We start from the raw sequence: 7,205 nt of genomic DNA, 5'->3' as shown, positions 1-7,205 counted from the left end.
GGGGCCGCGCCGGTGTCCACCGGGAGGCGCACGAGGGCGCCGCAGGGACAGCCGAACTCCGGCTGCGGCCAGTGGTCGCGGCGCCCGCAGTCCGGGCAGCGCAGCCGCACCCAGGACTCCTCCCACGACAGGTGCCGCACCTGCGCCGGCCGCCCGCCGGGCTGCACCGGCGGCGACAGCGGCGTGCCGCAGGCGCAGGGGAACGTCGGTGCGGTGTAGCTGTGTTCCCGCCCGCAGGCCGGGCAGTGCACCAGCGCACTCTCTGCCATGGTTCGCAACTCCCGGTCCGGCCGCGGCGGATGACGCCGAAGATGACGATGTCGTCCATCCATAGTGCAGGATGTCCGCGCCGCTGTGACCGGACACGGACAGCCGGTGACCCGATCCCGCCCAGGCGCGGGGTTCGTCCCGCCGCCCGGCGCCGGGCCCGACGCTCCGGGCGGGGCCGGCCGCTCGCCCGGACCGGGACGGGCGGGTCGGCTAGGGTCGCCACCGAGTCGCCCTCCCCGGTGGAGGGCGGAGAACCTCGCAGCAGCCGTGGGGGCCCTGGTGATACTGAGGCTGGAATGCACGACCGAGCCGTTCGACCTGGACGAGCCGCCCGAGCACGCCCTGGTGGCCCGTGAGGTGCTCGGGGCCGCCGCCCTCGACGCGGTGGACGTCGGCCCGTTCGGGAACACCGCGCAGGGCTCCGCCGAGGCGGTGGTCGAAGCGGTCGCCGAGCTGCTGCGGCGCACCCTGGCGGCCGGGGCCACCCGGGTGTCGTTGCAGGTCAACGTGCTCGGCGAGGCCGGCCGGGCGCCGGCGGCCGGGCAGGATGCCACCCCGGGCGAGGCTCCCGGCGATATACCCGGCCCGGCGAGGTCCGGCGAGGACCCGAGGTGACCGGCCCCGAACCGCATCCGCTGGCCGCCGCCGTCGCGCCCCTGGTCGGCGCGATCGGCGCCGAGATCGTCGCCCCGGCCGACGCCCGGGACGACGACGTGCTGCTCAGCTGGCAGGGCGAGGCCGTGCTGGCCGTCCGGCTGCCCCGGCTGGCCGACTCCCTCGACCACCTCCTCGCCGACCTCCGCCGCCGGCACGGTCCACTGTCCGAGCTGGGCCGCAAGGAGAAGCAGACGATCGTGCGGGCCTTGGAGGAGCGTGGCGCGTTCTCGCTGCGCCACGGCGTGGAAACGGTCGCCACCGCCCTCGGGGTCAGCCGTTTCACCGTCTACAACTACCTGAACCGGGAGAACACCGCCCGATCGGCGCAGTGAGCGCAACCGTAACGCAGAGTTTTCAACAATCTGTTGACGTTCCGGTCCGGCGGCTCTTAGCTTGCCGTGTGACTCCCAGCGCTTCGCCGGGTCTGACCCGGCTCAACGAAGCCGCACCACCGCTGCTGTCCCGGCTGCTGCACGAGATCTGCGCCAGTACGGCCTGGGGCGCCTCGATCGCGGCCGGCCGGCCGTACGCCCGGGTGGACGAGCTGCTCGCGGCCGCTGACACCGCCATGGCCGCGCTGACCGCCGCCGATCTCGGCGAAGCGGTGGCCGGACACCCGCCGATCGGCCGCCCCGCGCCGGGCGACCCGGCCTCGGCGCGGGAGCAGAGCGGCGTCCGGGACGAGGAGCGCGCCGACCTCCTGCGGTGGGGCCTGGCCTACCAGGACGCCCACGGCCATGTCTTCCTGATCTGCGCCACCGGCCGCAGCGGCGCCGAGATGCTGGCCGCGCTCAAGGAGCGCACCGGCAACGACGAGGCGACCGAACGGGAGATCGTCCGCGCCGAACTGGGAAAGATCAACCGGATCCGGCTCACCGGGCTGGTGCGCCGGCTGGCCGAGGAGGAGCCGTCATGACATCCGTGTCCACCCACATCCTCGACACCGGCACCGGCCGACCCGCCGCGGGCGTCGCCGTCGAGCTGTCGGCGCGCACCGCCCCGGACGCCGCCTGGACCCGGCACGGCGCCGCCGCGACCGGCGCGGACGGCCGCTGCAAGGACTGGCCGGCCCTGCCGGCAGCCGCCGTCCAGGCGCGGCTGCGCTTCGAGGTCGAGCCGTACTTCCGTGCGTCGCGCGGCGCGGCGTTCTTCCCGGAGGTGGCGGTCGTCTTCGCCGTCGTGCCGGGCGAGCACCACCACGTGCCGCTGCTGCTCAGTCCGTTCGGCTACTCCGTATACCGAGGGAGCTAGCAGAGATGACCGCCGAATCCCGTCCCGCCCGCGTGACCCGGCTGGGCCCCAACCAGTACGGCAAGGCGGAGACGCGTGTGGTGCGGATCGTCCGCGACGGCGCCACCCACCACATCAAGGACCTCAGCGTCTCGGTGGCGTTGTCCGGCGCGATGGAAGACGTCCACCGGTCCGGCTCCAACGCCGCCGTACTGCCCACCGACACCGCCAAGAACACCGTCTTCGCCTTCGCCAAGGAGCACGGCATAGCGTCCGCCGAGGACTTCGGCATCCGCCTGGCCCGGCACTTCGTCACCAGCCGGCCGTCCATCCACCGGGCCCGGGTCCGGATCGAGGAGTACGGCTGGGAGCGGATCACCGCGCCGCCGGGCGCGAGCGGCGAGCACTCCTTCGTCCGCACGGGCCAGGAGACCCGCACCGCCGAGGTCGTCTTCGACGGCGAGGACCTGCAGGTGGTGTCCGGGCTGAAGGACCTGGTGGTGATGAACTCCACCGACTCCGAGTTCTGGGGCTTCGTGCGGGACGCCTACACCACGCTCGAGGAGACCAGGGACCGGATCCTCGCCACCGAGGTCACCGCCCGCTGGCGATTCCGCTGGACCGGCGGCGAGCAGCCCGCCCAGCCCGCCCCGGCCTGGGACGAGTCGTACCGGCAGGCGCGCCGCCATCTGCTGGCGGCCTTCGCGGACACCTACTCCCTGTCGCTGCAGCAGACGCTGTTCGCGATGGGCAGCCGGGTCGTCGAGCAGTGCGCCGAGCTGGACGAGGTGCGGCTGTCGCTGCCCAACAAGCACCACTTCCCGGTGGACCTGACGCCGTTCGGCCTGGCGAACGACAACGAGGTGTTCTTCGCCGCCGACCGCCCCTACGGGCTCATCGAGGGCACCGTGCTGCGCGAAGGGGCCCAGGCCCGCATCCCCGTGACGGACTGAGAGGACGGACATGGCAGTCGACGGGCACGGCGCCGAGCGCATCGTCATCGAGAACTGCGCGGTGGCAACGGTGGACGCGGCCGACACGGAGTACGCGACCGGGTACGTCGTGGTCGCCGGACATCTCATCGAGTCGGTCGGCGCGGGACCCGCGCCCGCGGTCGAGGGCGTCACCCGGCGGATCGACGCCACCGGCCACCTGGCCACCCCGGGCCTGGTCAACACCCACCACCACTTCTACCAGTGGCTCACCCGCGGCCTGGCCCAGGACAGCAACCTCTTCAACTGGCTGGTCGAGCTGTATCCGACCTGGGCGCGGATCGACGAGCCGATGGTGCACGCCGCCGCCTCCGGGTCGCTGGCGATGCTCGCCCGCGGCGGGGTCACCACCGCGATGGACCACCACTACGTCTTCCCGCGCGGCGCGGGCGACCTGCTGGGCGCCGAGATCAGGGCGGCGGCCGGACTGGGCATGCGGTTCACCGCCGCCCGCGGTTCGATGGACCGGGGCCGCAGCGACGGCGGGCTGCCGCCGGACTTCGCGGTGGAGAGCACCGAACAGGCCCTGCTGGCCACTGAGTCGGCGATCGACACGTACCACGACGCGTCCTTCGGCTCCATGCTGCGGATCGCGGTCGCGCCCTGCTCGCCGTTCTCGGTGTCCACCGAACTGATGCGGGAGGCCGCGGTGCTGGCCCGCCGCAGAGGGGTGCGGCTGCACACCCACGGCAGCGAGACGGTCGAAGAGGAGAAGTTCTGCCACGAGTTGTTCGGGATGGGGCCGACCGACTACTTCGCGTCCACCGGCTGGCTCGGCGCGGACGTGTGGATGGCGCACTGCGTCCACATGAACGACTCCGACATCGCCGCCTTCGCCCGCACCGGCACCGGGGTCGCGCACTGCCCGTCCTCCAACGCCCGGTTGGCGGCCGGGATCGCCCGGGTGCCGGACATGCTGGCCGCCGGGGTGCCGGTGGGGCTCGGCGTGGACGGCGCCGCGTCCAACGAATCGGGTGAGCTGCACACCGAGTTGCGCAACGCGCTGCTCATCAACCGGCTGGGCGGCGGGGAGAAGGCGATGGGCGCCCGGCAGGCCCTGCGGCTGGGCACCTACGGCGGCGCCCAAGTCCTCGGCCGCGCGGCCGAGATCGGTTCCCTGGAGGCAGGCAAACTCGCCGACCTGGTGCTGTGGAAGCTCGACGGCCTCGCGCATGCCTCGATCGCCGACCCGGTCGCCGCACTGGTGCTCGGCGCCGCGGCCCCGGTCACCTTGTCGCTCGTGGGCGGCGTCCCGGTGGTCGAGAACGGCCGGCTCACCCGGGCGGACGAGGACGAACTGGCCCGGCTGACCCGCAGCGAGGCACGGCGGCTCGCCGAGGTGGCCGGCCTGCGCTGAGCCGCCCGAGGGCGGCGGGCCTCACAGTTCCCGGTACATGATGTGCAGGCCCACATAGCCGAGCCGGGGATGCCGGAAGCCTTCCGGGACGGTGCCGATCACCCGGAAGCCCAGGGATGTGTAGAGCCGCACGGCGGGCGTGTTGCTCGCCACCACCGCGTTGAACTGCATGCCCCGGTAGCCCTGTTCACCGGCCCAGCGCAGCGCCTCCGCGCACAGGGCGCGACCGACGCCCTGCCCGGAGTGCGCCGGATCGACCATGAAGCTGGCGCTGGAGACATGGGCGGCGTTGCCCATCTGGTTGGGGTTCATCTTGGCGGTGCCGAGGACCGCGCCGCCCTCGACCGCCACCACGGTGCGGCCGGGCGCGTCGAGCAGCCAGTAGGCCCGGCCCTGTTCCTCGGCCATGTCCGTCGGATAGCTGAAGGTCTCGCCCTCGGCGCAGATCCGGTGCAGGAACGGCCAGATCAGCGGCCAGTCGTCGGGGGTCACGTCGCGAATGAGCACGGTGGGCAGCCTGGCAGGTGGCCGGCGGGCGCACCAAGGGTTTTCCGCCGGCCCGATCCCGGCCCGGGGCAACCCGGCTGCCCTTGCAGCCGGACAGCCGCCCGGCCCGCGTGCCGCTCAGCCCGCCAGCCGCTCGTAGGCCGGCAGCGTCAGGAAGTCGACGTACTCCGTGTCCAAAGCGGTGCTCAGCAGCAGTTCGTGGGCCTCGGTCCACCGGCCCACCGCGAAGAGGTCCTCGCCGACCTCGGCGCGGATCGCCACCAGTTCGTCCGCGGCGAGTTGCCGGACCAGTTCGGGGGTGGCTTTCACCTCGGCCGCGCCGGGAGAGCCGGGCTCGCCGGGGCCGCCTTCCAGCAGCACGCCCGTGGTGGTCCACTGCCAGATCTGGGAGCGGGAGATCTCCGCGGTCGCCGCGTCCTCCATCAGGTTGAAGATGGCCACCGCGCCCGTGCCGCGCAGCCACGCCTCGATGTAGCGGATGCCGACCTGCACCGCGTTGCGCAGCCCGGCGTAGGTGGGCCTGGCCTTCAGCGAGGCGATGTCGATGAGTTCGGCTGCGGTGACCCGGACGTCCTCGCGCAGGCGGTCCTTCTGGTTCGGCCGCTCGCCGAGCACCGCGTCGAAGCAGGCCCGGGCGATGGGCACCAGATCGGGGTGCGCCACCCAGGAACCGTCGAAGCCGTCGCCGGCCTCGCGGTCCTTGTCGGCCTTGACCTTCTGGAATGCCACCTCGTTGACCGCCGTGTCCCGCCGGGACGGGATGAAGGCGGCCATCCCGCCGATGGCGTGGGCGCCGCGCTTGTGGCAGGTGCGCACCAGCAGTTCGGTGTAGGCCCGCATGAAGGGCGCGGTCATGGTGACCGCGTTGCGGTCCGGGAGCACGAACCGCGCACCGCCGTCGCGGAAGTTCTTCACGATCGAGAACAGGTAGTCCCAGCGGCCCGCGTTGAGCCCGGAGGCGTGGTCGCGCAGCTCGTAGAGGATCTCCTCCATCTCGTACGCGGCGGTGATCGTCTCGATCAGCACGGTGGCGCGGACGGTGCCCTGCGGGATGCCGAGCCGGTCCTGCGCGAAGACGAACACGTCGTTCCACAGCCGCGCTTCGAGGTGCGACTCGGTCTTGGGCAGGTAGAAGTAGGGGCCTTTGCCCAGGTCGATCAGGCGCTGGGCGTTGTGGAAGAAGTAGAGCCCGAAGTCGACCAGGCCGCCCGGGATCTGCTCGCCGTCCACGGTCAGGTGCCGCTCGTCGAGATGCCAGCCGCGCGGCCGGGTCACCACGGTGGCGAGCTCGGCCGCGTCCTTGAGGGCGTAGGTCTTGCCCTCGGGGGAGGTGAAGTCGATCCGCCGCTCGTAGGCGTCGATCAGATTGAGCTGGCCGCCGATGACGTTCTCCCAGGTGGGGGCGGAGGCGTCCTCGAAGTCGGCGAGCCAGATCTTCGCGCCGGAGTTCAGCGCGTTGACGGTCATCTTGCGGTCGGTGGGGCCGGTGATCTCCACTCGGCGGTCGTTCAGCGCGTCCGGGCAGGGGGCCACCTGCCAGTCGCCGTCACGGATGTGCGCGGTCTGCGGCAGGAAGTCCAAGGTGGCGGTGCGGGCGATTTCGGCCCGCCGCAGGCGGCGCAGTTCGAGCAGTTCCGCGCGGCGCGGCGCGAAGCGGCGGTGCAGCTCGCCGAGGAAGGCCAGCGCCGGCGGCGTCAGCACCTCCTGGCCGCGGGCCACCCGCGGCGCGGCTTCGGAAACGACGGCCGGGGACGGCGAACTTGCGGACATGCGGGTGACTCCTCCGGAGAGCAAAGGGGGTCCGGCCGGGTGGCGATACGGGCGCTTCTGCCCAGTGGATCATAGTTTTCGCCCTGCGGAAGTTCAACGTTCTGTGGCACGTTGGGCGGCCGCTGCCAGCAGCCGGAGATCGGCGGGGGTGTCGATGTCCGCCGCGTCACCGACGTCGCCGCACTCCACCAGCAGGGTCTGCTCCGCGTGTTCGCGCAGGTACGTGCGCGCCCCGCGGTCCTCGCCGGCGCTGCCCGCCACTCCCGCCCAGCGGCTCGCCCCGATCAGCACCGGATGCGCGCGCCGACCGCCGTACATGGCCGACACCAGCGCCGACAGCAGGTCCTGGCCGGCCCGGGCCGCGGCCAGCACCCGGGCCACGGACTCCGCGCCCACGCCCGGCTGGTCGACCAGGGCGATCA

Annotated in this window: 9 protein-coding genes and 1 pseudogene; 6 read left to right on the top strand and 4 right to left on the bottom strand. The window is 72.8% G+C overall.

Translation table 11 applies throughout. From position 1 onward, the window contains the following. Window positions 1-269, bottom strand: a pseudogene (locus GA0115240_RS32360) (hypothetical protein); the annotation flags it as partial. Between the two features lie 280 nt (window positions 270-549). Here GA0115240_RS32360 and GA0115240_RS32355 point away from each other — a divergent pair. The 6 genes from GA0115240_RS32355 to GA0115240_RS32330 all read left to right on the top strand — a co-directional run bounded on the left by GA0115240_RS32355 (window position 550) and on the right by GA0115240_RS32330 (window position 4,506). Then, a complete protein-coding gene (locus tag GA0115240_RS32355) occupies window positions 550-885 on the top strand; it encodes a hypothetical protein (RefSeq protein WP_256070140.1) in 336 nt (111 codons plus the stop codon). Beyond that, window positions 882-1,259, top strand: coding sequence for a helix-turn-helix domain-containing protein (locus GA0115240_RS32350; RefSeq protein WP_093742330.1), 378 nt, complete (start codon window positions 882-884; stop codon window positions 1,257-1,259). The genes GA0115240_RS32355 and GA0115240_RS32350 overlap by 4 nt, the downstream gene beginning before the upstream one ends. Before the next feature lie 68 nt (window positions 1,260-1,327). After that, entirely contained in the window at window positions 1,328-1,843 is a 516-nt protein-coding gene (gene uraD, locus GA0115240_RS32345) for a 2-oxo-4-hydroxy-4-carboxy-5-ureidoimidazoline decarboxylase (protein ID WP_093742329.1), read from the top strand. Next, entirely contained in the window at window positions 1,840-2,178 is a 339-nt protein-coding gene (uraH, locus tag GA0115240_RS32340) for a hydroxyisourate hydrolase (protein WP_093742327.1), read from the top strand. The genes uraD and uraH overlap by 4 nt, the downstream gene beginning before the upstream one ends. A gap of 5 nt (window positions 2,179-2,183) precedes the next feature. After that, window positions 2,184-3,110 carry a factor-independent urate hydroxylase gene (gene pucL / locus GA0115240_RS32335; protein ID WP_093742323.1) on the top strand — a complete coding sequence of 309 codons (927 nt, stop codon included), beginning with the start codon at window positions 2,184-2,186 and terminating at the stop codon, window positions 3,108-3,110. Window positions 3,111-3,120: 10 nt separating this feature from the next. Next, window positions 3,121-4,506 (top strand): 8-oxoguanine deaminase, encoded by a 1,386-nt coding sequence (locus GA0115240_RS32330; RefSeq protein ID WP_093742321.1) that lies wholly within the window; start codon window positions 3,121-3,123, stop codon window positions 4,504-4,506. Window positions 4,507-4,527: 21 nt separating this feature from the next. Here GA0115240_RS32330 and GA0115240_RS32325 read toward each other — a convergent pair whose 3' ends face one another. The 3 genes from GA0115240_RS32325 to GA0115240_RS32315 all read right to left on the bottom strand — a co-directional run. Beyond that, complete coding sequence (locus GA0115240_RS32325; RefSeq protein WP_093742320.1) at window positions 4,528-5,013, bottom strand: GNAT family N-acetyltransferase; 486 nt, start codon at window positions 5,011-5,013, stop codon at window positions 4,528-4,530. A 117-nt stretch (window positions 5,014-5,130) separates the two neighbouring features. Further along, complete coding sequence (gene aceB, locus GA0115240_RS32320; RefSeq protein ID WP_093742319.1) at window positions 5,131-6,783, bottom strand: malate synthase A; 1,653 nt, start codon at window positions 6,781-6,783, stop codon at window positions 5,131-5,133. 93 nt (window positions 6,784-6,876) lie between these two features. Next, window positions 6,877-7,205, bottom strand: a 329-nt coding sequence (locus GA0115240_RS32315) for an NTP transferase domain-containing protein (RefSeq protein ID WP_161302610.1), incomplete at its 5' end; no start/stop codon positions are given.

Source organism: Streptomyces sp. DvalAA-14 (assembly GCF_900091855.1).
GTDB lineage: Bacteria > Actinomycetota > Actinomycetes > Streptomycetales > Streptomycetaceae > Actinacidiphila.
The sequence above is the reverse complement of the archived record's forward strand: the minus strand, read 5'-3'. Positions and strand labels throughout refer to the sequence as shown.

What these genes read in the sequence shown, in the direction of transcription:
- uraH (WP_093742327.1), top strand. Translation starts at nt 1,840, where the DNA reads ATGACATCCGTGTCCACCCACATCCTCGACACCGGCACCGGCCGACCC.
- pucL (WP_093742323.1), top strand. Translation starts at nt 2,184, where the DNA reads ATGACCGCCGAATCCCGTCCCGCCCGCGTGACCCGGCTGGGCCCCAAC.
- GA0115240_RS32330 (WP_093742321.1), top strand. Translation starts at nt 3,121, where the DNA reads ATGGCAGTCGACGGGCACGGCGCCGAGCGCATCGTCATCGAGAACTGC.
- aceB (WP_093742319.1), bottom strand. Translation starts at nt 6,783, where the DNA reads ATGTCCGCAAGTTCGCCGTCCCCGGCCGTCGTTTCCGAAGCCGCGCCG.